The sequence below is a fragment of the Rheinheimera marina genome, from assembly GCF_042654345.1.
GTDB classification, from domain to species: domain Bacteria; phylum Pseudomonadota; class Gammaproteobacteria; order Enterobacterales; family Alteromonadaceae; genus Pararheinheimera; species Pararheinheimera marina.
In genome coordinates, this window is record NZ_JBHSGB010000006.1 from 432,252 (window position 1) to 456,079 (window position 23,828).

At 53.5% G+C, this 23,828-nt stretch carries 22 protein-coding genes; 7 read left to right on the plus strand and 15 right to left on the minus strand.

The annotated features are described in order from the left end of the window. Window positions 1-2: 2 nt before the first annotated feature. A complete protein-coding gene (locus tag ACFO3I_RS08020) occupies window positions 3-1,178 on the minus strand; it encodes a Gfo/Idh/MocA family protein (protein ID WP_377333157.1) in 1,176 nt (391 codons plus the stop codon). A gap of 299 nt (window positions 1,179-1,477) precedes the next feature. Between ACFO3I_RS08020 and ACFO3I_RS08025 the strand changes: the two genes are divergently transcribed. From ACFO3I_RS08025 to ACFO3I_RS08040, 4 genes are all read left to right on the plus strand, one after another. Next, window positions 1,478-2,491: a LacI family DNA-binding transcriptional regulator gene (locus tag ACFO3I_RS08025; RefSeq protein WP_377333159.1), complete on the plus strand. Its 1,014-nt coding sequence runs from the start codon at window positions 1,478-1,480 to the stop codon at window positions 2,489-2,491. Between the two features lie 10 nt (window positions 2,492-2,501). After that, window positions 2,502-3,377 (plus strand): sugar phosphate isomerase/epimerase family protein, encoded by an 876-nt coding sequence (locus ACFO3I_RS08030; protein WP_377333161.1) that lies wholly within the window; start codon window positions 2,502-2,504, stop codon window positions 3,375-3,377. A 292-nt stretch (window positions 3,378-3,669) separates the two neighbouring features. Continuing rightward, window positions 3,670-6,144: a TonB-dependent receptor gene (locus ACFO3I_RS08035; protein ID WP_377333163.1), complete on the plus strand. Its 2,475-nt coding sequence runs from the start codon at window positions 3,670-3,672 to the stop codon at window positions 6,142-6,144. A 50-nt stretch (window positions 6,145-6,194) separates the two neighbouring features. Continuing rightward, the gene (locus tag ACFO3I_RS08040; protein ID WP_377333165.1) at window positions 6,195-7,700 is read left to right on the plus strand and encodes a tryptophan halogenase family protein; all 1,506 of its coding nucleotides are present in this window, start codon (window positions 6,195-6,197) and stop codon (window positions 7,698-7,700) included. A 28-nt stretch (window positions 7,701-7,728) separates the two neighbouring features. Here the strand turns inward: ACFO3I_RS08040 and ACFO3I_RS08045 are convergent, their stop codons facing one another. The 8 genes from ACFO3I_RS08045 to ACFO3I_RS08080 all read right to left on the minus strand — a co-directional run bounded on the left by ACFO3I_RS08045 (window position 7,729) and on the right by ACFO3I_RS08080 (window position 17,430). Next, window positions 7,729-8,955, minus strand: coding sequence for an MFS transporter (locus ACFO3I_RS08045; protein ID WP_377333167.1), 1,227 nt, complete (start codon window positions 8,953-8,955; stop codon window positions 7,729-7,731). A gap of 178 nt (window positions 8,956-9,133) precedes the next feature. Further along, entirely contained in the window at window positions 9,134-10,177 is a 1,044-nt protein-coding gene (locus ACFO3I_RS08050) for a LacI family DNA-binding transcriptional regulator (protein WP_377333169.1), read from the minus strand. A gap of 140 nt (window positions 10,178-10,317) precedes the next feature. After that, entirely contained in the window at window positions 10,318-11,607 is a 1,290-nt protein-coding gene (locus tag ACFO3I_RS08055) for a sensor histidine kinase (RefSeq protein WP_377333171.1), read from the minus strand. Continuing rightward, on the minus strand, window positions 11,588-12,919 hold the full coding sequence (locus ACFO3I_RS08060) for a sigma-54-dependent transcriptional regulator (protein ID WP_377333173.1): 1,332 nt from the start codon (window positions 12,917-12,919) through the stop codon (window positions 11,588-11,590). Before ACFO3I_RS08060 ends, ACFO3I_RS08055 begins: the two co-directional genes overlap by 20 nt. Window positions 12,920-12,922: 3 nt before the next feature. After that, window positions 12,923-14,104 carry an FtsX-like permease family protein gene (locus ACFO3I_RS08065; RefSeq protein WP_377333175.1) on the minus strand — a complete coding sequence of 394 codons (1,182 nt, stop codon included), beginning with the start codon at window positions 14,102-14,104 and terminating at the stop codon, window positions 12,923-12,925. Window positions 14,105-14,117: 13 nt separating this feature from the next. Further along, complete coding sequence (locus ACFO3I_RS08070; RefSeq protein WP_377333176.1) at window positions 14,118-15,431, minus strand: ABC transporter permease; 1,314 nt, start codon at window positions 15,429-15,431, stop codon at window positions 14,118-14,120. Window position 15,432: 1 nt separating this feature from the next. Next, a complete protein-coding gene (locus ACFO3I_RS08075; protein WP_377333178.1) occupies window positions 15,433-16,128 on the minus strand; it encodes an ABC transporter ATP-binding protein in 696 nt (231 codons plus the stop codon). Between the two features lie 33 nt (window positions 16,129-16,161). Then, window positions 16,162-17,430, minus strand: a complete 1,269-nt coding sequence (locus ACFO3I_RS08080; protein WP_377333179.1) for an efflux RND transporter periplasmic adaptor subunit — start codon at window positions 17,428-17,430, stop codon at window positions 16,162-16,164. A 210-nt stretch (window positions 17,431-17,640) separates the two neighbouring features. On the opposite strand from ACFO3I_RS08080, the gene ACFO3I_RS08085 reads away from it, so the two are divergent. Both ACFO3I_RS08085 and ACFO3I_RS08090 read left to right on the plus strand, forming a co-directional pair. Further along, on the plus strand, window positions 17,641-17,955 hold the full coding sequence (locus ACFO3I_RS08085) for a YciI-like protein (RefSeq protein ID WP_377333181.1): 315 nt from the start codon (window positions 17,641-17,643) through the stop codon (window positions 17,953-17,955). A gap of 107 nt (window positions 17,956-18,062) precedes the next feature. After that, window positions 18,063-18,386 (plus strand): hypothetical protein, encoded by a 324-nt coding sequence (locus tag ACFO3I_RS08090; protein WP_377333183.1) that lies wholly within the window; start codon window positions 18,063-18,065, stop codon window positions 18,384-18,386. A gap of 263 nt (window positions 18,387-18,649) precedes the next feature. On the opposite strand, the gene ACFO3I_RS08095 is transcribed toward ACFO3I_RS08090, so the two are convergent. From ACFO3I_RS08095 to ACFO3I_RS08120, 6 genes are all read right to left on the minus strand, one after another. Then, complete coding sequence (locus ACFO3I_RS08095) at window positions 18,650-18,853, minus strand: DUF2798 domain-containing protein (protein ID WP_377333185.1); 204 nt, start codon at window positions 18,851-18,853, stop codon at window positions 18,650-18,652. A gap of 214 nt (window positions 18,854-19,067) precedes the next feature. Further along, window positions 19,068-19,421, minus strand: coding sequence for a putative quinol monooxygenase (locus ACFO3I_RS08100; RefSeq protein ID WP_377333187.1), 354 nt, complete (start codon window positions 19,419-19,421; stop codon window positions 19,068-19,070). Window positions 19,422-19,431: 10 nt separating this feature from the next. Beyond that, complete coding sequence (locus ACFO3I_RS08105; protein WP_377333189.1) at window positions 19,432-20,337, minus strand: pseudouridine synthase; 906 nt, start codon at window positions 20,335-20,337, stop codon at window positions 19,432-19,434. 55 nt (window positions 20,338-20,392) lie between these two features. Further along, complete coding sequence (locus tag ACFO3I_RS08110) at window positions 20,393-20,950, minus strand: cytochrome b (protein ID WP_377333191.1); 558 nt, start codon at window positions 20,948-20,950, stop codon at window positions 20,393-20,395. Window positions 20,951-20,989: 39 nt separating this feature from the next. Further along, window positions 20,990-22,264, minus strand: coding sequence for an MgtC/SapB family protein (locus tag ACFO3I_RS08115; protein WP_377333192.1), 1,275 nt, complete (start codon window positions 22,262-22,264; stop codon window positions 20,990-20,992). A gap of 73 nt (window positions 22,265-22,337) precedes the next feature. Then, entirely contained in the window at window positions 22,338-23,336 is a 999-nt protein-coding gene (locus tag ACFO3I_RS08120; protein ID WP_377333193.1) for a DUF481 domain-containing protein, read from the minus strand. Window positions 23,337-23,513: 177 nt separating this feature from the next. On the opposite strand from ACFO3I_RS08120, the gene ACFO3I_RS08125 reads away from it, so the two are divergent. Continuing rightward, on the plus strand, window positions 23,514-23,819 hold the full coding sequence (locus ACFO3I_RS08125; protein WP_377333194.1) for an ArsR/SmtB family transcription factor: 306 nt from the start codon (window positions 23,514-23,516) through the stop codon (window positions 23,817-23,819). Window positions 23,820-23,828 lie beyond the last annotated feature (9 nt).

The window sequence follows — 23,828 nt, forward strand, 5'->3', positions numbered from 1 at the left end:
GCTTACAGACTGTCGCGGATATCCGGCACCGCCAGCCATTTTTGATTGCTGCTGCCGCTGGCCGCCACAGTTTCAATAAAAGCCATGCCACGTAAGCCGGCGGCAATACCAGGCACACCGCTCGGTTGTCCATGCTCACCGGCACGGATAGCCGCGGCAAAATCGCTGTATAAATTAGCCATGGCTTCCAGGTACCCCTCCGGGTGACCGGACGGCAAACGACAGCGGCGATTCGCTTCCTGACCCAAGCCAGGCATACCGCGGCCTGCCCTCAGTAATTGCACTGGGGCGCCATGAGGTTTCAGGATCACAGTGTTCGGTTCCATCTGGTGCCACTCCAGCGAGCCTTTTTCGCCATACAGACGAATTTTCAGCGCGTTTTCTTCCCCAGCGCAGATTTGGCTGGCCATCAACACGCCGGACGCGCCTTCTGCAGTGCGGAACAGCGCCGCGCCGTCGTCGTCCAACCGGCGGCCAGGAACATGGCTTTTCAGCTCAGCACAAAGTTCTGTCACACGCTGGCCACTGATAAATTCCGCCATACCAAAGGCATGGGTACCAATGTCGGCCATACAACCACTGGCACCAGCCTGAGCCGGATCGGTGCGCCAACTGGCTTGTTTGTTTTCGCTGCTTTCTAAATCATCGGTCAGCCAGCCTTGCGGGTATTCGACATAAATTTTGCGCAGTTGACCCAAAGCACCGGACTGCACCAGTTCGCGCGCCTGCCATACCATAGGGTAACCAAGATAAGTGTGCGCCAGGCCGTAAAGCTGATTGCTTTGTTTTAGCACCGTCGCCAGTTCACGGGTTTCTTGCAGTGTGACGCCGGCTGGTTTTTCACAGAACACCGCAAAACCCGCCTGCAACGCAGCACTGCTGATAGGCACGTGCAGTTGATTTGGCGTGACCACCACCAGCAGTTGCATGCGCTGCTCCGCCGGTAAAGCAGCCTCAGCCGCCAGCAGTTGTTGCCAGTCTGCATAGACACGCTCAGGCGCAATATTCAGTTCTGCTGCTGTCGCCTGGTTGTTGTCCTGATTGCGGCTAAAAGCGCCGCAGACCAGTTGATATTCGCCATCCAGGCCTGCTGCATGACGATGCACTGCACCGATAAAAGCGCCGGCACCGCCACCGACCATGCCATAACGGATTGGCGTTTTGCGTTCTGTTGTCATTATTCAGCTCTCTGTTGCATCGAACCGGATCGGGTTCTGCCATCAGAGAAAAATGTAATGGATTACATTTTGCACCGTCAAGGTGATTTCTGCCCCTCGTCGCAAATTTCGTCGAAAAAAGCCGCCAACCCGCACCAAAATAGAGCATTAACTTTAAAAATATGCAGTTTTTTTGCACCAAGCTGACTTTTCATTTGCTGAAAATCAGCTTATAAATGCTATCGGTTACAAATTACCAAGAAAGCCTGGTCTGCGGTAGACTGACCAGCCAATAAAGCAGCATGAAAACAACAGGTTGAATGGCTACTATTCATGAAGTCGCGGCTCTGGCCGAAGTTTCGGTCGCGACAGTTTCCAGAGCACTGCAACAACCGGAACGGGTGTCAGACAAAACCCGCGCCCGGGTATTGGCTGCGGTCAAACAAACCGGTTACAAACCTAATTTAATGGCGGTGAAGTTTCGCTCCGGCAAAAGCCGCAACCTGGTGGTGCTGGTGCCAACTGTCGCCAACCTGTTTTTCGCCCGGGTGATCAGTGGCATGCAACAAAGTGCGCATGACAAAGGCTATTCCCTGCTGCTATGCAACACCATGGCCAACGAAGAAATGGAACAGAGCTACGCGCGGATGGTGCATACCTCGCAAGCCGATGGCCTTATTCAGCTTCGGGCGTTTAACCCCTTTACCGGTCTGGAACTGGCCGCCGATCAGCCACTGCCTATGGTCAACGCCTGTGAAGTGCTGGACCGCATCCGCTGTCCGACCGTGCTGCTCGACAACAAAGCGGCCGCTTATGCCATGACCGAGCATCTGCTGGGCCTGGGCCATCGCCGTATTGCGATGATCAAAGGCCCGCCGCGCAGCCCGCTGACCCGCGACCGGGTGGCTGGTTATAAAGAAGCCCTGAGCGAGGCAGGGGTCGACTTTGATGAAAGCCTGCTAAGCCCGGGTAATTTCAGCCTGGCATCAGGACAAAAAGCCGCCGCTGAACTGATGGCATTGCCGCAGCCACCCACCGCTATTTTCTGTGAAAACGATGAAATGGCGATTGGCGCGCTGCAACAGCTGAAACAGCTGGGCCTGCGGGTGCCGCAGGACGTTTCAGTGGCAGGTTTTGACGACATTGCCTTTGCCGCGTACAGCGAACCGCCGCTGACCACCATAGCGCAACCGGCGGAAGAATTTGGCAGTACCTCGGTCAGTTTACTGATCGATTTAATTGAAGGCAGGCTGGGCAAAGCCCCCAAAGTCATACTGCCTTTTGATTTGATAGAACGTGCCAGTACGGGCCCTGCCCCGGGGCACCTAACCTAAGGAAAGCAGCATGAACAACGCTTTGTCTCCGCCATCTTTGCAAGACCCGTCCAGACGTAAATTATTGAAATACAGCCTGTTGGGTTTAGGCACCGCCGCTTTGGCTTCACCATTAAGCCAAGCCTTCGCAGGCAGCCCCGCTCACAAACTGCAGGCGGGTCTGCAGCTGTACACTGTGCGTGACCTGATGGGTCAGAGTGTGGCCGACACCCTGAAGCTGGTGGCCGGTATTGGTTACAAAGAAGTGGAATTTGCCGGCTACTTTAATCTGAAAGCCAAAGAAATCCGCCAGATCCTCGACAGTGAAGGCTTAACAGCGCCATCGGCTCACGTGCCACTGGAGGTGCTGCAGGCTCAGCTGGACCAAGTGATTGAGGATGCGAAAATCGTGGGTCACCACTTTATTGTGCTGCCTTATCTGACCGAGCCACAGCGTCAGACCATCGACCAGTACAAATCCTATGCCGCCTTTTTAAACAAAGCCGGTGAAGCCTGTAAAAAAGCCGGCCTGCAAATGGCCTACCACAACCATGATTTCGAGTTTCAGCCAATCAATGGCCAGGTGCCTTACGATATTCTGCTGAAAGAAACCGACGCAGACCTGGTGAAACTGGAGCTGGACCTGTTCTGGACCATTAAAGCTGGCTTAAGCCCGCTGCAATTGTTTGAACGTGCACCAGGCCGTTTTGCGATGTGGCACGTCAAAGACATGAGCCAGAAAGGCGACATGGTCGATGTCGGCACCGGGGTGATTGATTTCGCGCCTATTATCGCCAAAGGTGAACTGGCTGGCGTCAAACATGCCTTTATCGAACACGACAACAGCGATAACCGCGTGCGCACCATCAAACAAGGCTTTGACTCACTGTCCAAACTGCTGAAGTAACCTACCCTGCTTCACTCCCTTTGGGGTCAAATCTCTGTGGGGTCAGGTCTTGAATTTTGCATTGAAACGCAAAATTCAAGACCTGACCCCAGCTTTATCTGTTTATTTAATGCCCAACCTTGACGAACTGAATTTTCAGAGGTAAAACGATTAAGTGCGGTTGAATTTAATTCATCTCACACGACAATAAAGCGACTCCATAGCCCATAAACCAGAGCGGCAAAACAGGATGTTGCTTTTTTTACGCAAAAGAACTTAAACGATTAAGTCAAGCTCGACAGGGGGCATTTAAATGTTCAAGCAACAGAAAGTTTCAGTCGCGGTACGCCAGGTGTTATTGGCGTCTGGTTTATTGGTCACAGTGCCTGTGATGGCGCAGGACAACAGCGCCGCAGAGGCCAGCAAAGACAAAGAAGAAAAAGCCTTTGAAACCATTGTGGTCACCGGCAGTGTGCCCGGTCGTACCCAGATTGAATCGGCGATTGCGGTCACCACAGTCGACGCCGAAATGATTAAAGATTTCCAGCCGAGCTCTGAGTCGGAAGTATTCCGCATGATCCCGGGTATTCAGGTGTCCGGCACAGCTGGCCCTGGCGGTAACTCCAATATCGCAGTGCGCGGGTTGCCAGTGGCCACCGGCGGCTCGCCTTTTGTCCAAATTCAGGAAGACGGCCTGCCGACTGTGCTGTTTGGCGATATGAACTTTGGTAACAATGACTACTGGACCCGTTTTGATTCCAGCGTTGATCGGGTGGAAGGGGTCCGCGGCGGCACCGCCGGCACTTTCTCGTCACAATCTCCGGGCGCCATCATTAACTACATCAGCAACTACGGCGAAGTCGAAGGCGGCTTGCTGCGCCTGACCACTGGCCTTGGGTATGACGAAAAGAAACTCGATTTCCGTCAGGGCGGTGCCCTGAGCGACAACGTCAATTACCACCTGGGCGGCTATGTCAAACAAGGCAAAGGTCCACTGGACGCCGGTTTTAATGTCAGTGAAAGTGCGCAAATCAAAGCGAACCTGACCAAGTACTTTGGCGACGCCAACTATGTGCGTTTTTTGGTGAAAGTGGCCGACACTCAGGAACCGAACTACACGGGCGCTCCTGCACTGGCCGACTACGATGGCCATAGTTTCAGTAACCTGCGGCCCTACCCTGGTTTTGATGGTCGCAGCCAGTCCAATTACTCCATTCACAATCAGGAATTTATGATTGTAAACCGCAGTGGCGATTTGGAGCGGGTGGAGATGAGTGGCATCACCACCGAAGCTCTGGCGCTGGGTAACGAACTGCATTACGAGTTCAGCAACAACCTGGTGCTGGACAACAAAATGCGCTGGACCGATATGAGCGGTGGTTTTACCTCGCCTTTCCTTAATGTGGTCAGCACCAGCAGTGTCATTGGTTCCAGCCTGAATGGCGCCACAGTCGGTTCTATTCGTTATGCCAATGGCCCACTGGCCGGAACCTTGTACGATCAGGACTACCTGAACAACAACACCAATGTGCATACCAGCATGCGTGACGTCGGCAGCTTTGTGAATGACCTGGCCTTGTCAAAAGAATACGAACTGGGCGATCAGCTCGTCACAGCCCGCGCTGGTTATTTCTATATGAACCAGAATATTGCGTCAGACTGGCACACCAACCGCACCTTCTCGGAACTGAGCGGTAACAACCCGGCCATGCTGGAGCTGTTTGACACCTCAGGCAATCAGCTGACCGCCAACGGCATTGCGGGCTTTAACAACAACTGGGGCAGTTGCTGTGCCCGCGACTATGATCTGGCCTATACAGACACAGCCCCCTATCTGGCGCTGGATTTAGACAATGACCTTTTTACGCTGGATGCCAGTGTGCGCCGCGATACGGTGGACGCGTCCGGTTGGGCACTCTCAGGTGGCTCCGAATTCAGCACGCTGGTGTCTGGGGTGGCCATTCCGACCATCATCGCCAATGGCAGTCAGGAGAACCTGGATTATTCGGTCAGCTACAGCTCCTGGACAGTCGGTGGTCTGTACAAACTGAATGAAGACACCAGCTTCTTTACCCGTGCCTCCAAAGGTGGCCGCTTTAATGCTGACCGTCAGATTGCGTCCGGTAAAATCAATGCAGACGGCTCGTTAAACCAGGCCGGACAGACAGCGGCAGTGGACTTTGTGCACCAGTACGAACTGGGTGTGAAACGCCGTGGCGATGTGTTGGATGGCTACTACAGCCTGGAACTGACGTTATTAAAAGGCGACTTCAAACAAAGCACCTATGAGTTGTCAGCCACCTTGTGCGGCGGTGCCGGCGGTTGTGTGATTGACGCTGAGTACAAATCACAGGGCGCAGAAATCCTGGGTACCTTAAGGTTGGGCGATTTCTCGCTGGTCGGTAATGCCACCTACTCAGATGCCGAGAAAAAATCAGCAGGGTCCAGCAGCTGGGTGCGTGCCGACGGTATTCCGGATCTGATTTACACCCTGTCGTCCAACTACCATATCAATGACCAGTGGATCACCGGCCTGAATGTGACCGGCCAGACCACCGCTATTGACGGTGCAGGCAATGAATACCCTTCCAACTACACCTTAGGGGCCAACCTGAAATACAGCCCAACTGACAATTTGCAGTTTGGCTTGCAGGTATACAACCTGACCGACGAATTTGATATTCGCGGCAGTGGTGGCGTGGCCGACGCCAGCGTCAGTCCGACGGTGATTTCTGGTGGGCCAGTGATTGGACGCACTGTGAATTTATCAGTTACCTTAAGTTATTAACCTAACCAAAGCCGGGTTCGCCCGGCTTTTCCGTTAATCCGCAGGTCAGCATGAATTCAAACGCCATAAGTTCAGTACTGATTGTCGGTGGCGGCACGGCAGGCTGGATGACAGCAGCGGCGCTGGCCAATGCCTTACCGCAGGGCTGCCGCATTGCTCTGGTGGAATCCGAAGACATTGGCAGTGTCGGTGTTGGCGAAGCCACCATTCCACCGATCCGGCTGTTTAACCAAAGCCTCGGGATCGATGAACACGACTTTATCAAAGCCACCCAAGGCAGCTTTAAACTCGGCATTGAGTTTGTGAACTGGGGCTGCCGTGGCCAGCGTTATTTCCACCCATTTGGCAGTTACGGCCGTCAGTTCGATGTGGTGAATTTTCATCACCATTGGTGGCAAGCCCGACAGCAAGGCAAAGCCGACAACCTGGAGCAGTACTCCATGGCCTGGCAGGCGGCGCAGGCCGGCAAATTCGCCCCGCCTGTGGCCGAACCCAGATCAGTGCTGTCGACCCATGATTACGCTTACCACTTTGACGCCGGCCTTTACGCCCGCTACTTGCGCCGTTACGCCGAACAACGTGGCGTCGCACGCATTGAAGGCAAAATAACCGCAGTGCAGCAACAGCCAGAAAACGGTCATATCCGTGCCGTGCAGTTGGAGTCAGGTGCTGTGCTGGACGCCGAGCTTTTTATCGACTGCTCGGGTTTTCGTGGCCTGTTAATTGAACAAAGCCTGCAAACCGGTTATGAAGACTGGTCGCACTGGCTGCCCTGCAACAGTGCTTGGGCTGTGCCTTCAGAGCGCGGGGACTTTACACCTTACACCCGCTCCACCGCCTTATCGGCCGGCTGGTGCTGGCGTATTCCACTGCAACACCGTACAGGCAACGGCCAGGTGTTTTGCAGCAGTTTTATCGAGCCACAGCAAGCCGCCGACCAATTGCTGCAGCAGCTGGATGGCGAAGCGCTGGCAGAGCCGCGCCAGCTGAACTTTGTCACCGGACGCCGCAAGCTGTTCTGGAATAAAAATGTGGTGGCTATTGGCCTGTCCAGTGGCTTTCTGGAACCGCTGGAATCCACCAGTATTCATTTGATCCAGGCTGGCATTGCCAAATTGCTGGCACTGTTTCCGGACACCAGTTTCAGCCCCTTATTACGGGATGAATACAACCGTATTGCCATTCGGGAAATGGAAAATATCCGCGATTTTGTTATTTTGCATTACAAGCTGACCCAGCGCGACGACAGCGAACTCTGGCGTTATTGCGCCGAGATGCAGGTGCCTGATCCATTGCAGTACCGCATTGAACTGTTCCGTCAGTACGGCCGCCTGGTTCCCGGCGAGCTGGATTTATTCGGCAACACCAGCTGGCTGGCAGTGCATATAGGCCAGAACAACCTGCCACAGCAAAGCGATATGCTGCTGAATTACAGGCCTGTGCAAGGCAGTGATTATCTGGCGAAAATGCGCCAGGCGATGCAACAGGCAGTGCAACAACTCCCTTCACATCAAGACTACATTAACCAATACTGCAAAGCAGAACCGGCGCCTTAGCGCCGCTGCGGTTTCTCAAAACGAAGACTTAATGGGTCTGCTGCAGCCTTGCTGCAGCAGGCTGCTTCAGGTAGTTCCACCATAAGCCGAGGCACAATAGCCCGGCAAAGCCGGTTGCCAGATAAAAGCCATACCGCACATCGCCCAAGGCGTCACCGACCATGCCCATCAGCAAAGGCCCAAGGGCAGCGGCCAGCGCGGTAAAGGCTAAAATCAGCCCGGCCGCTGCGCCATGTTGGTCGCGACGAAAACAACTGATGCCTTTGGAATTCAGTGTCGGGTACATCATCGACATAAAGAGGCCACTGGCCGGCATCAGCCACAAAGCCCAACTCACGCCCTGCCACATACTCAGCGCAAAGCAGAGGAAAATCGCGCTGCCAAACCAGGCCAGCAGCACAGTCCAGTCGAACTTCAGCAACAGGTACTCCGCTAGAAAACGTCCGGCGGTGCGCAGCACAAAAAATAAGGTAATGGCGTGAGTCGCCAACAAGGCTTGTTGACCGTCATAGCTTTGCAGCAAGGTCGGCAACCAGACAAAAATAGCCACTTCAGTCGCCACATAACAGGCAATCGCCAGCGAAAACCACAACGCGTAGGGGTCTTTCACCAGTTTGAGGCTTTGCCAGATGGAGCTTTGCGGCTGCGGCTGGTAGGCCGGGTACTCCAGCCGGGCGGCAATTAACAGCAGCACGGCACAGATAAAACCAGCCAGCAGATAGAGCTGAGTCCAACCCAATTGTGCGGCTATTAGCATACCGACGAAGGCCGGCCCCGCTATCGCTCCCAAACCGAAAAAACCTTCAACTCTGTTCATTAGTCGGGTATGGCTGTGGCTATCAGCACTGACATCGCCTACCAGCGCTAAAGCGCCGGTTTTAAACAAACCAATCGCCAGCCCACTGACACCAAGCAGCAGCAGGTAAAACAGGAAATCTTCGCCAAACACAAAAGCAACACAGGCCAAGGCGTACAGCGCCAGGCCGGAGAGGATCACTTTTTTCCGGCCAAAACGGTCTGCCAGCCGGCCAAGGAATAAACCGGACAAGCCAATAAACACCATAGGCACATAATGAAAGGCCGCCGCTTCGGTCAGGCTCAGCTGAAACTGCTGCACCACCTGCGGAATAATGACGCCGACTGCGTCTGTGGTCATCGCAAACACAAAAAACATCAGGCAGGTCATCCATTTCACCTGGCTGTAGGCGCTCGGTGCCATCGACACCTGCGCAGCAAGAGACTGGTTTTGTTGCATCGTTTATTACCCTGTTGAGTGGCAAAAGCGGCGGTGACGCAGCCGCACTGATCTCTGATGGATCTTAATTTCAGCCTACATCTGAATCGTTTAAGTTTCAATGAAAACTGTTAAAAAGGGGTCAGGTCTTGTATTTTGCATTGAAACGCAAAATACAAGACCTGACCCCTTTTTACTATTAGCAGCTTTGCCGTTGCATAAGTTCAGACGGCATCAGTAGGTCGGTTTGCAAATCACCGGCCAGCAAACGGCGCGCGGCGGTACGGCCTTTTTCGTCGCTATGCTGCGCTATGGTGGTCAGGCTTGGGTAAAAGCGTTCCGCTTCTTCGATGCCATCAAAGCCTACGACGACCAAGTCCTGTGGGATGGCAATACCCAGTTCACGTGCGACTGTCATTGCCGCCAGCGCTATGCGGTCGCTCATGCACAGCAACACCTGAGGCCGCGGAAACTGGGTTAAGGCTTCGCGGGCCGCCACCTGCGCAAAGTGATGGGTGTTTAATGGAATATGCCAGACACTTTGGGCTGGGATCTGCCGGCCATGTTTGTCAGCAGCCGCCAGATAGCCATCCAGCCGACGGCGGGAAATGGATTGTTCGGTGCCATACAGCTCGTCCGGCTGAATGCGACAGACCCGCTCTGAATCAATCAACCGCAGGCCTAACACCGCCACAGCGCCGTTTTTTTGCGCCAGTGCATGGCTGGCGATCTGCCGGGCTGCAGCGTAGTTGTCGACGTTGACGGCCGCCACCCCGGGTAAGTTGCAGTCGACACTAATCAGCGGCTTGCCGCTTTTCAAAATACGCTGCAATTGCTCATGGTTGCTCGGCGCCCCATACAAAATAAAACCATCGGGTAAGGCTTCTGCACTGCTGCAAGCGGTGTTATGCCGACTCGACAACAGCAGCAAATCCATGCCCTGCTCCTGGATCACTTCCGCCACCCCTTTGATCAGCTGATTAGCCACCGGATCGCTGACCGAATACTCCAGGCTGTCGGACAGCAAAATAGCGATAATGCCGGATTTGCCGGTGCGTAAACTGCGGGCCGCTGCATTCGGGCCGTCGTAACCCAGCTCAGCACACTGCTGCAAAATCTTTTGCCGCAGCTCTGGCGACAACTGATCGGGCCGGTTAAAGGCATTGGAGACAGTGGCGACAGAGACATTCAGCAGCGCCGCCACAGTTTTCAGATTGAGTTTTTTAGCAGAAGCGGACGACACGTCATCTGTCCTTATCAGGAACACAGTAGTTTCAATGCTTTATGATGCCTCTGATTTAGGCATATTACCAGCCTCGGGTCATTTGGGGTCAGGTCTTGAATTTTGCGTTTCAATGCAAAATTCAAGACCTGACCCCCACGCTACGCAGGGAAATTAACGGTGACCAATAAACCGGCGCCGTGGTTTTCCAGCTCGATGCTGCCGCCATGGCCTTCGGCGATGTCCCGGCACAGAGTGAGCCCAATCCCGGAACCGCCTGCTTTGGTGGTAAAAAACGGCACCATGGCATGGGCCAAACTGTCCGCGCTTAAGCCCCCTCCAGCGTCCTGCAAACTCAGGCGCAGCCCTGCAGGCGTTTCCTGCAATTGAAGTTCGATCTGCTCTGCAGCAGAGCCGGACTCATGGGCGTTTTTCAGTAAATTCAATAACAACTGCATCAGTTGCACTGAGTCCAGTTGCCAGTCCTGTCTGGGTAAATCCCCAACCAGTTCAAATTCATACTGCTCCTGCAACTGGTTAATCAGCCGCGGCCAGTTCACCGGCCCACGCTGCGGCAACGGCAGCTTGGCAAACTCAATATAAGACTGCAAAAACTGATTCAGGTGGCGCGAGCGCTCGGCCATGGTCTGGAAAATCTGCTGCAGCCGGTCATCCTGATACTGCCGGGCCAGCTGCTCACCGGAAAACGCCATCGACGACAGCGGCGCCAGCGTATTGTTCAGCTCGTGCCCTATCACCCGCAGCAGTTTTTTCCAGGCTTTGATTTCTTCCCGGTGGATTTCCCGCGTCATCGGCTTGAGCAAATACAGCTGATGTGGCTTCTGGTTGAGCTGAAAAAAGCTGATAGACAAATGCCAGATACTGGCCGGTTCGCCCAGATGAATTAAGCCCTGCTGGCCACTCTGGATCGCCTGCAGCAGCGCAGGCCAGCTGGCTAACAGCTGTTCCAGCAACAGCCCTTCGGCGTTACGGCCCGGGTTAAACAAAGCCCTGGCCGCGGGGTTCGACATTAATAAACGGCCGGCAGAATCAGTCAGCAACAAAGCGCTGGGGCTGCTTTGCAGCACTGTGTCCAGCAGCAGCTCACGTTGGTACAAGGTGGCCCTTTCCTGCCTTAGCTGGGCCGACATGTCCTGCAGCACCCCGGCCAGCGGCTGCAACTCACTCAAGAGCTCGCGGTTGGCATCGACATTAAAACTGCCATCCTGCAGGTTCTGCGCATGAAGATTCAGTGCCTGCAGCTCATCGGCCAATGGCTTCAGGGCCAGGTACTGACCAACACCAAACAGCCCCCAGCCGGCTAGCAGTACAAGAAGAAGCCACCATGGGGTGTTAAAGCACCACAGCAACCCCAGCACCAGCGCAAGCGCCAGGCAATTGACTAACCAGAGCCGCTGCCCCAGTGTGGTTTTAAGGCGGGGTAATGCCATAGAACTCCATGCGCCGGTACAAGGCCTGCCGGCTGATGCCCAAGGCTTTGGCGGCGCGGGATACGATGCCCTGCGCGGCAGACAAGGCCAGCTCAATTTCAGTTTTGTCTAAATCGTCCAGGCTCTTTTTCGAACCGCTGTCTTGCGGTAACCCCAGATCGGCAACATCAATGGCCTCTCCAGGCGTCAGTAATAAAGCCCGTTGACACAAGTTCTGCAACTCCCGCACATTGCCGGGCCAGCTGTATTGACGCAGCGCTTGCTCTGCCTCGGGTGTCAGCGTTTTTGTACCAGCCAGAAAATGACGGGCCAACGGGATGATGTCGTCCAGCCGCTGGCGCAGCGCCGGTAAATGCAGCTGCACCACATTAATGCGGTAATACAAATCCTGGCGGAACTGGCCTGTGGCGATAGCCTGGGTTAAATCGCTGTTGGTGGCGCTGATAATACGCACGTCCACTTTGCGGGTCTGGCTGGAACCTAAACGTTCAAACTCGCCGGTCTGCAACACCCGCAGCAGTTTCATCTGGCCAGATAACGACAGGTTGCCAATTTCATCCAGGAACAAGCTGCCACCGTCGGCCGCTTCAAAGCGGCCTATCCGGGTTTTGCTGGCACCACTGTAGGCACCGGCCTCGGCGCCAAACAGCTCAGCTTCCATCAAGTCGGCCGGCAAGGCGCCCATATTCACTTTAATCAGCGGCTGCCGCCGGCGATCAGAGTTGGCATGCAGCACCTGCGCTATGCCTTCTTTGCCGGCGCCGTTTTCGCCGGTGATCAGCACAGCCGCATTGCTCGGGGCCAGCTGCAGCGCCATCTGCAGCAATTGCTCCATCGCCGTGCTGGCAAAGACCAATCCGGCTAAGTCTTTGCCGTCAAAGGATGCCAGCCGCTCTTGCTGGCGTCGCTGCGCCTGTTGTTGTTGCTGACTGAGTTCAGACAGTTTCAGCACATTCGCCACAGTGGTCAGTAAACGCTGGTCATCCCAGGGCTTGGCAATGTAGTCCGTTGCGCCGGCCTTGACCAGCTCCACCACCATATCCAGCTGAGTCCAGGCGGTCATCAGCACTAATGGGGTAGCGGGATAGGCAGAACGCAGCTGATAAAACAGGTTTTTGCCTTGTTCACCGCTCATTTCGCCCTGGGCGAAATTCATGTCCTGCAAAATAAGATCCACAGTCTGGCGGGCGAGCAGCTGCAAGGCCAGTTCGGGAGACTGCGCCAGCAGTACCTGATACCCCTGCAACTGAAACAGGGTCAGCAAGGCGGTGCACACCGCCTCGTTGTCATCAATGACCAGTATTTTCTTCATCTGTTATAGCGTCTTGGTGGCTGTAGCCGGTGAAATCCTTGTGGCTATTCTGGCAGGATACCATGTTGCCAGAGTGACACAAACCAACAGTAACAGAGTGGCCAGCAGAGGCAGCCACAGTGGCACTGCCGGAATGCTGATCACTTTAGCCAGGCTGATATTCAGGCCATAACACACCAGCACGCCCAGCACAGCACCCACCAGCGTCGTCAGCCAACTCTCGCTTAACACGTCCAGCAAAACCCGGGCTTTGCTGGCGCCCAAAGCCCGCTTAATCCCCACTTCCTGCTGCATTTGCAGTGCGTGAAAGTGTGCATGACTGTAGGCTGAAATCATCGCAACCAGCAGCATCAGGCCACTTAAAATAGCCAGCAAAGTTGCCAGGCCAATTTCAGATCGGAACACCTCGTCACGGTTTTCGTCCATTCGCGTCACAGTACCGATATCCATCTCCGGTTCGGCACTTCTGATCACATCGGTAAGTTGCTGACGCACCAGCTCAGCCTGCCCTGGCGCAACGCGAACTATTAGCTGATAACCACGCTCAGCTCCATCCAGAACATAAAACAGGATCTGTGAATAAAAAGGATCGCTGGCGTAACGTTGAGAATAAAAGTCAGAAATAACTCCGACCACGGTACCGTTATTGGTTGATTTGCCAATAGGATCCTGCCCGGCGAACAATTGCCTGGAAAGTTTTTCGGTAATGACTGTGTTTGGCGTATTCATATCTGCATCGGTCAGCAGGCGCCCAGCCACCAACTTACTACCCAGAACCTGAAAAATCTGAGCACCGGTATTGTAATAAGCAACAGAGCTTACATTGGACTCATCCTGACGGTCTGTTTCAAACATATTGCGGTTTGAGCCCCCTTGACGCAGAGGAATTTGGTTGGCAGAGTCCGCAGCTTCGACCCCCGGAATAGCCCGGATGGCCACCAGTTGTCTGGTGATCACTTCAGATAATGCGGGTTCAACCCGCATTGCAGCACTGGTCGGCTTTACCCATACTGTCAGCAATTGATCCAGCTCCAGTCCAGTCGGCTGCTCGACGAGCTCCTTCGCCGCCCCAGCCAGTAACAACGAGTTGACCACCAAACCTAAGGTCACAGCCAGCTGCAACAGCAATAAGGCGGTAATCACTTTGCGGCGCAATAAGGATTTAATAATTAAAGAAACTGACATCACAGACTCCTTATTATTTTAACTGTTGGTTCAGCGGGCTGAACGAGGTTTTTAACGCCGGATACAGCGTGACTAAATAACTTACCAGCACCACAAAGGCTGCCATCACCGCCAGCATTGACCAATCCCAACCAGCTAAAGCCTTAGTGCTGGGTAATAAAGAACTGATGGCCCACAAGCCCAGCTGGGCAAATAACAAAGCCGCCATAAAGGCCAGTACTGAGCTCAGCAGCACATCCGCCACAATCTGGCCTTGCAACTGCCAGCGGTTGGCACCCAAAGCACGGCGCAGGCTGAATTCATACTGATTGGCCATATAGCGGTTCAGTGACAAATGGCTGGCATTGACCACACAAACCAACAGGAATAATGAGGCCACCAGCGCAAAGGCATCCAGTTGATCATTGGTCGCGCGCAGCGCCGTCTGCACGTCCAGCAGATTGTCCAGTTTGTTACTTTCTGGCCGTTCATGGCGCCCAGCGGCTTTTTCATCCGCCACCAGGTTTTTCAGAAATTGCCGGTACTGTGCCACTTTTTCCGGGCTGTCCAACTGCACCCAAAACTGCAGCATATTGGCAAAGTTGTTTCTGGCCATTTGTGAGTAAGTGGCCATATTGCCGTCCCAATCCACATCAAAATAAGAGTTCTGTGTATTGGACTGAATAGCCAAATCGTATGCGGTTTCCAGCGGAATATAGATGTCTTCAGCAGGTTCAGCAGAACGACGACCGTTCACGTCATACAGGCGTGGCAGCATGGCCCAGTCATCCAGCACTCCAATCACTTTGTACAACTTGTCATCAATCAGCATGTCCTGCCCCACCACGTCGGTGCGGCTAAAAAACTTCAGCGCGGTGTTTTTGCTGATCACCACTTCCATTCTGGCCTTGTTGTCCGGCCAGGTTTCCCCCTGTAAAAAGGGCACATCAAATAACTTAAAAAAGTCACGCTGAGTTACTCGCAACTCGACCCGACTTGGTGTAGCTTGCTGATTCTCCACTGTTTTGGCATAGGCGTCGCTGGAAAACATCGCCGCTTCTGCAGATGGAATGCCGCTGCCGCTCATTTTTTGTATGTCCATATAACTCATGACCCGCGGAGGTTCAAAACAGTCGGTGCAGTCTCCGGGCACTGAGTTAATCCGCGCCATAAACAGCGTCTGGCTTTTTTCTGGCAACGGGTCACGGTTCATCCAGTAGTACAAAGTGGCGTTACTGAAAAAGGTGCCCAGGCCCAGGCTTAAAATCAGTAAGGTTAAACAATAGGGTAGCGGCGCCCGTTTAATGCTGTGCAGGCTGAGTTTCAGGTTATGTAAGAACTGTTCCATCTCAGGCTCCTGCGCTTAAAGGCTCATACACTGTGGCATCGTTCAGCTGTCCGTCGACAATCTGCACATGGCGGCCAGCGCGGCGGGCCTGGTCCGGGTCATGGGTAACCATCAGAATGGTACAGCCCTGCTGGTTGATTTTTTCCAGCAACTCCATCACCTGACGCGCCATTAAGGAATCCAGGTTGCCTGTCGGTTCATCCGCCAGCAGAATGCGTGGTTCACCGGCAATGGCGCGGGCAATAGCCACCCGCTGCTGCTGACCGCCAGACAACTGGCTGGGGTGGTAATCACGACGGGCCGCTAAACCCACTGTTTCCAGCGCCTGTTCCACCCGGCGCTTACGCTCAGCCGAATTCATGCCGCGGTAGCGCAGCGGCAGTTCAATATTGTCAAACAGGCTGAAGTCTTTAATCAGGTTAAAGCCCTGGAAAATAAAGCCAATTTTTTCATTACGCAGTGCAGATAAGGCTTTATCCGACAAGCCCTGCACTGAATGGCCATCCAGCAAATACTGGCCCTGATCAAAACTTTCCAGTGTGCCAATCACGTTCAGCAAGGTGGATTTGCCTGAACCTGAAGGCCCGGTCAGCGCGACAAACTCGCCTTCCTTCACATGCAGATCAATGGCCCGCAGTGCGTGGGTTTCAATCAGTTCGGTGCGGAAAATCTTCGATAAATTATTAATTTTAATCATGTTGTGCTCCTGCAAATTCGGTCAAAGTAGTGATTAATTCAGTTGTACGCGGTCTTGCTGTTTAAATTCATCCAGGTTGGAGATCACCCACTGGTCGCCTTCTTTGGCGCCTTGCAAAATCTCCACGTATTGCACCGACGAAGCGCCTAACACCACCGGGGTTTTCACTGCCAGGTCCTGATTGACCTGATAGGCAATACGGCTGGCGCCTGAGGCCACAAAGTCACCGCGGCGAATGCGCAGCACGTTGTCTTTTTGCTCAATAATGACGCGGGCAGATAAACGCTGGTTCTGTCGCAGACTGGTGCTGTCGTTCTGACTGAAACGCACCCGCGCCGTCACCAGATTATCTTTGACCTCCGGCGAAATATGACTCAACTGGCCTTTCAGCTGTTGGTTACCCAGATTCACTTCCACCGGCATACCGACCGCTAAATCACGAATGTAGCTTTCCTGAATAGCCAGCTCAGCTTCGTACTGGCTTAAATCAATCACCGTGATCAGCGGCGCGCCAGCCAGCACATGGGCATGCTGCTCCACCAGCCAGTTGCCGACCTGACCAGTGACCGGGGCGGTAATATGCAAGGCGGCCTGTTTTCGCTCCAGCTCAGCGACCACTAAGGTCTGACGCTGTAAGGCTGCCGCCCCCGACTTTTTTTCAAACTGCAGCTTGTCCGACGCTAAGCTGACTTTGCGTTTGGCATGGTCAAACTCCAGTTCGGCCTGCACCAGCTTGTCTTTGGCCACGTCATAGTCCAGCTGACGGATCACCCCGACTTTGATCGATTGCTCAGCCCGCGCCAACTCACGCTGCGCTGCCAGCAGATTGACCTGAGCGGTATTCTGGATTTGTTCCATATCCAGCTGCAGCTCACGCGCCAGCAAAGTCGCGCGTTCAAAATCAGATTCCATGCTGGCTAAGGTGGCTTGTTGCTGTTTCAGCTCGTTCTCCAGTTGTGGGCTGGACACCACCGCCAGTAAATCCCCTAAGGTCACAGCTTCACCCGGTTGTTTCAGGTATTGAATTTGACCGGCTTCCTGGCTGATTAACGTCGGTGCGTTGGCCGCCACAATACGGCCCTGCACCGATAAATCGCGGGTAAAACTGCCGCGCTCAACAGTGGCAAGCTGCACCTGATTTTTTGGGATCACTAACGACGCCTGAGCGCTGCTGGCGCTCCACAAACCATAACTGATGGCCGAAACGGCGAAGGTAAAACCCAGTGCCAGCAGATTGCCTTTGCTGAATCGTCTGGCTTTCGGCTGGAGTTGAATATCCTGATTCTGTGTACCCTGTATCATCTGCTGTTCCTGTCCGCTACTTTGCGGTAACCTGATTCGACAACAACAGATAGCAGGCTTTGTGCCAACTACAAAAATAGCCATAAGCTTCTGTATTTATTGAATTTACCCAACAAATCTAAGCAATAGCAAAGTGTCCGCGGACACTAAAAGTGTCCGGCAGTGGCTAACGGACACTTCAGGTTAGTGCGGATCAGCAAGGACTAGTGAATGTCAGAGGCTCAGCATTATTTATTGTGTTATCAGACGTCGGCCGACTATCTGGAAAAGCGGGTGCTGTTTCGCGCCGCCCATCTGGAACTGGCCTGGCAAGCCGCAGAGCGCGGAGAGTTGGTGTTAGGCGGGGCTGTCGGTGAACCCATTGAAAGCGCTATGTTGCTGTTTAAAGTCTCAGACCCGGCCATTATTGAGGCCTTTGCCAAAGCGGACCCTTATGTGAAAAACGGCCTGGTCAGCAGTTACCGCATTCTGCGCTGGCACACAGTGGTGGGCGAAAGCGCCAGTACACCGGTCAGATTGGCTTGACCGGCGGCCAGATTCAGCAACGCGCTCTGGTGCCAGATCCCGCTTTGGATTCACCAGCGAAAATGGGCAAATAACGAACGCTCTATCGCAACTTTTCAAGGAAGAAAATGAAACCTTTTCAAATCGTGGGCCTGTTTTTTAGCCTATTGGCTTTTTCTTATTATTTATTAATTAGCTCCGATCCTCAGGACAGCAGCCCCTCGGCTGGCTTTGGCGCCATCCTGATTATCCTGCTGAGTATGGTTTCAGCAGTGCTGCTAATCCCCAGCTCTTTTGGTTTATGGCGTAAAAACGCCAGGGAGGCCAGACAAGTAACAGGCCCGTTCTGGCTTAGCCTGCTGGCGGTGAATTCTCTGTTAGCGCTATTTTACAGTGGTGTCGGTCTGGTCTGTATTTACCACCTCAGCATCTGGTACCTGCAGACCCACTGACACTGAGCAGCACTGCTGCTTGCCGAAAAATAATAAAAGGCGTTTTTTTGGAATATCTGTCGGTTAAGCGTACTGGAGTTGTCTTTTTTGCTGCAGTATCAACACTCTTCCTATGCCTTCAGCATGGTTGTTTCGCCTACGGCGAGGGAAGGCAAAGAACTAAGCAGACCCTGTGCGGGTGATTGCGGGATTTCGATAAGCCAACAATCTGGCTTATCGACGCACGAACGCCCTTTGTTTTTATTGACTGCAGTATGCTGGACTTAACGTGATGGCCCTTCGACCAACAACAGCGCCAAACGCCGCACCACGGGTAACACCACCAGCACCACAGGGAAAGCGACCATCCAGGAGATGCCCCAGGCACCTAACCATGTATGCAGCAGCTCCGGGCTCAGGCCAATGCTTTTAATGGTGGCCACTAACGACACAATGCAGCTCATCAGCAATGACAGTAAAAAAGGCATCACAATGCCCAATTTATACCCAAGTGACCTCAAGATGCGAGTTTCAGAGCCCTTGGGCGGGGCTAAAAGCGCTTTATGCCGCGTTAACTGTTGTCGCTTTAGAACCACTAAAGCGTCCAACAGCAGCCTTGCCTAAAGCGCTTTTATCTCCCGCTGAATTCTGCTTCTTGAAGTTACTTGGGTATATGTATGCGGTAACTTCTTCATAGGGTTCTCAATAACCTAATTGCGGGGCGTCAAAGTGTTCGGGTTCGTCGGAGTAAATACAGACATTCCAGTCGGCTGCCAGGCCGTCTTCAGCCAGGCAATAACGCTGGAAAAACTCTTTAATTTCATTACGCTGACAATGCGCTTCAAAACTGGCCAAGTCCGCCCAAATTTCATTAAACACAATAGGAAAACTGCTGCCGGGTGCAAAGTCACTCTGAACCTGACGGGTCACCCGGTACTGCAGGCAGCCATCTTCGCGCAAGGTATTCGGCTCCAGGCTTTGCAGCACCTGAAACAACTCTGATGCTTTGCCCGGCTTGGGCTGAAACTGGGCAATGCAATAGACTTTCTTTGACATGCGGACTCCTTTAAAGCGGCCAGCTTTGCAGCTGACGGCTGGATTGAAATTGATGTTCCGCCCCACTGATAGGGTCGGTAAAATGCAAACGCTGCGCCAGCAGCTGTAACGGCTGACTGAAATTGCCGCGCTGTTTCGGCTGCAACTGGGGGTAATATTTGTCCCATAAAATGGGGCAGCCAATCTGCTGCATATGCAGACGCAGCTGATGGGTTTTGCCGGTATGGGGGCAGAGTTCAAATAAACCAAGGTGCTCGCGGCAAGCCACCAGACTCAGGCTGGAATCGGCATTGACGTCACCAGCCCACTGGCGCATTAAAAAACGCGGCTCCGATTTTTCAATACGGTTTTGCACCCGCCACTGCATGGGCAAGTCGGCCTGTTGCAGCGCTGGAGGCAATTCGGCAACCGCCTGATAGGTCTTTTCTACTTTGCCTTCAGCAAACAGCTGGTAATAGGCCGCCCGGCTTTGCGGGTTGCAGGAAAATAACACCAGACCAGCGGTTTCATTGTCGAGCCGGTGCACCGGCACTAAATCTGTCAGGCCGGTGTCGCGTTTTAACCGCTCCAGCAGACATTCATTCACGAAATCACCACCTGGGATCACCGGCAGAAAATGCGGCTTGCAGGCCAACACAATATGCTCGTCACGGTACAGTAACTGATGCTCAAAGGGGATCTGGGGCTCGATGGTCACTTCACGAAAATAACAAACGCGGCGGCTTGGTTTGAACAGGGTGTCAGGCGTAATAGGCTCGCCGCTGTCATACCAATACACTTTGCCGTCCAGCACACGTTGCTGCCATACCTGCGGTGCAATGCGGTGAAAATGCGCACATAAAAAGGCCAATACAGTACGCCAGCCCTGATCGCTGGCTGGTAAAGTAATTTCTGACGGGGTATTGGCTTTGCTCACAGCGCCTCCGGGATTGAAGGCGCGTAGTTAACCGATTTTTACCGGCCGGATCAAGTTATTCGCCAGATTTGAACTTAGCCAGCGGTAACATGCGGTATAAGGTATTGTCTTTGCGACCATAGTGGTGCCACAGGGCCATCAGCGCATGGCCACCAATCAGGTAGTAGCCCAAGGTGGCTCCCAGCTTGTGCACGTCTTCCAGTTGATGAGCCAACTCACTGTCTTCACCGGTCAGCAGAGGGACTGACAGCCCCCAGAACTGAAAATCGTGACCTTCCAGGCTCAGCACCAGATACCCCAACAGGATCATGCCCAGCATCCAGCCATAAATCAGCAGATGGCCAAGGCCTGTCAGGCGCTGCGCCAACATCGTCGGGCTCGGTACTATGGGCGGGGCTTTATCCAGCAAGCGCGCCAGCACACGAAAACCGGTCAACAACAATAAGGTCAATGCCAGGCTGTAATGCAAAGCTTTGACTAAATCCCTGGCATCACTGCCCCGCTCAAACAAGCTACGGCTTTCCATCGACAGGTAGACCAACACCATCAGAATCAGACTGAGCCAATGCAAACCAATAATGACCGAACTGTACTTTGTACTTTGACTGCTCATTGCATTTCATCCTTTCGTTTTTTTTCAGTCTAACCCGGCTCAGCTTAAGGCAAACTTAAAGCTCAGCCCAGCCATGACCACCAACAACAAGCTGACAGCGGCAATTTTGGCGGCCAGACTGCGGCTGCCCGACACCAGCACCATGGCTGTTTTCACCAGCGTGTTACTGACACAGGCCAATAAGATAGCCTGAGCCGCCAGTTGCGCCTGCTGTTGCCGCCCAGCGAAATCGGCCATCGACAAGCTGATGGCATCCACATCGGTCAGGCCGGCCAGGGCCGACAACCATAACACCCCCTGACCAGGCAGGTAATGCTCCACCAGTTTGACAGCCAACAGTACGCCAGCAAACAACAAACCAAACTGGATGGCCGACCAGAGGCTGAACGGGTTCTGCACCGGCAGCCTGGCGGTCGCAACCGGAGCCAGCCGGCTGTTGCCATGCCAGAACAACAACACAGCGGCAGTCGCACACAACAGGGCCATCAAGCCAAGCGACCAGGCCAGTTGCTGCAGCAAGGGTAAATACAGCGCCGAGCAAATTAACAGCACCCGCAAAAACATTACTGCCCAGGACAATAAAATGCCGCCAGCCAGGTGGTCTGCCGCCAGCTCGTCACTTTGTTGTTTACTGCTGCGGGCAAAAGATAAGGTCGCGGCGGTGGAAGAAACCAGCCCGCCGGTTAAGCCGGTGACAGCACTGCCTTTGACTGAGCCTAACGAGCGCACGGCCAGATAGCCGACCAGCGACAAGGCTGAAATCAGGATCACCAGTAGCCAGAGTTTATAAGGATTCAGCGCCTGCCAGGGGTCTATGGCCTGATTGGGTAATAAGGGCAACACAATAAAGCTGGCGATCAAAAGTTTGAGCATGGCAAACAGGTCACCAGAATCCAGCTTACCGACCAGGCCATGCAAAGGGTCACGAAATGCCAGCACCGCCGAGGTTAAAATCGCCAGTGCAACGGCAAGCTCGGCATAGCCAAGCACCACAGCGCCGCCCAACAGACAGACCGTAATAGCCGCCAGTTCGCTGGTCAGCCCCAGCCTGCTTTGTTCAGTTTTGTTTTCCAGCCAGTAGGAGCTCAGCACCAGCGCCGTCACCGCCAGTAACGCCATCGCAAAAATCCACAACTGGCCGGTTTGCATGCCCAACCAGGCACTGACCGCCCCCATTTGTGAAAACAGGATATAAGTGCGGATACCGGCAAAACTGCGCGGATGTTCGCTGTTTTTATGCTTTTCCCGCTCCAGACCGACCAAAGCGCCCAGCAATAAGGCGATTATAAAATGTTGTACTATGGACAAATCCATTAAAAGACCCTATCAGCCTTACCTACTTTTTCAACTGGCTTCACTCTACCAGAACAGGTTAAAAAAATAGCGGTTAAAACTTAGCCCCCAAGCTGATTTTCTGGCTGAGATCTCTGCTGTCCAGCTTTTGATCAGCCATTCCCGGCAGACGAAAATCAATGCGGCTCCAGTCCAATACCCAGCTGTAACTCAGGCTGACACTATCTGTCAGATGGTAACGCACACCGGTACTTGCATTGATTTCACCATCAAAATACAAAAAGCGGACAGGTTGATTCAGATGCTTCAACAGGTACCCTTCGCTGTACCACTCCAGCGCCGTATCCGCCCAACGATAACGCAAGTCCCAGTCCAACTGACTGAATTTCAGCGTCACCGAACTGTCCCCATCCAGTAACAACTCCAGCAGAGGCTGCTGGCGAAAGCTGCTGTGCTTCACGCCCAACAACACAACCAGCTCCGCCCTGGCCTGGTCCGTATCCACAAAGCTGTAGCCCAACCCTGAACTCAGATCGAGGTTCTTGTAGTCAGTTGTCAGGTAGTTGTAACCATAATCAGCCTTGGTACGCCAGAAAAACGCCTCAGCAAAAAAGTAGTCAATACCAGGGGTCACATTGTATTTGTGTGCTTTTTCAACAGCATTGCTGGTTTCGTAATCGTACTTAGTATCCAGATTGGCCCGCAGCTGCTGCCAGCGCAGTTCGGACGACGACACAAAACCTAAGGTATCCAGGCTGTTTTCGTTACGGCGGCTGGACGCCGATAAATCGACCCTGTGTTGATGTTCAATGCCGTCAGGCTTGTTGCTCGCTATTTCCACGGCGGCCACTGGCAGACTGGCGCCAGTGACGTCAGGTTGAACAGTCGTAAGCTCAGGCAAACTGCTTTTAATATGCAGGCGTTGGATCACCAGCTCACCTGCGTAGCTGGTCGCTAGCACCAATTCGCTGTCACTGTAACGGACCAGGGTGCCACTGATGCTATCGCCATTGTCTAATTTCAGCTGCAACTCAGTGGCCAGCCCGGGCAGCACAATCACAGCCAGCCACAAACATAGTCCTTGTTTCCACATAACTCAGGCCATTTATTGCTCAGAACTTCAGCTTAACCAAGAGCTTAGCAAATAGAAACGACTGCCACTCTGGTTAAATTTATACCTGTCAGTAAAAAATAGTCCATCCCGGCCCTTGAATATCGAACAGTCGCGATATATATATCGTTATATCGCGATATGCACAATGGAAGACTCATGAGCACTGTCAGTCTGGATGAGATGTTTAAAGCCTTATCCCATCCGGTGCGGCGGGACATTCTGCATTGGTTGAAGCAGCCAGAGCTGTATTTTGCCGATCAGGAGCACCCGCTGTCACTGGGGGTTTGCGCCGGAAAAATTGAACGCAAAACCGGGCTGTCGCAGTCAACGGTGTCGGCCCATCTGGCCACGCTGCAGCGGGCAGGCCTGGTCAGTAGTAAAAAAGTCGGCCAGTGGAATTTCTTTTGCCGCAACGAAGAGCAAATTCAGCAGTTGCTGAACCAATTGACGCAGGATTTATAACGGAGTTTG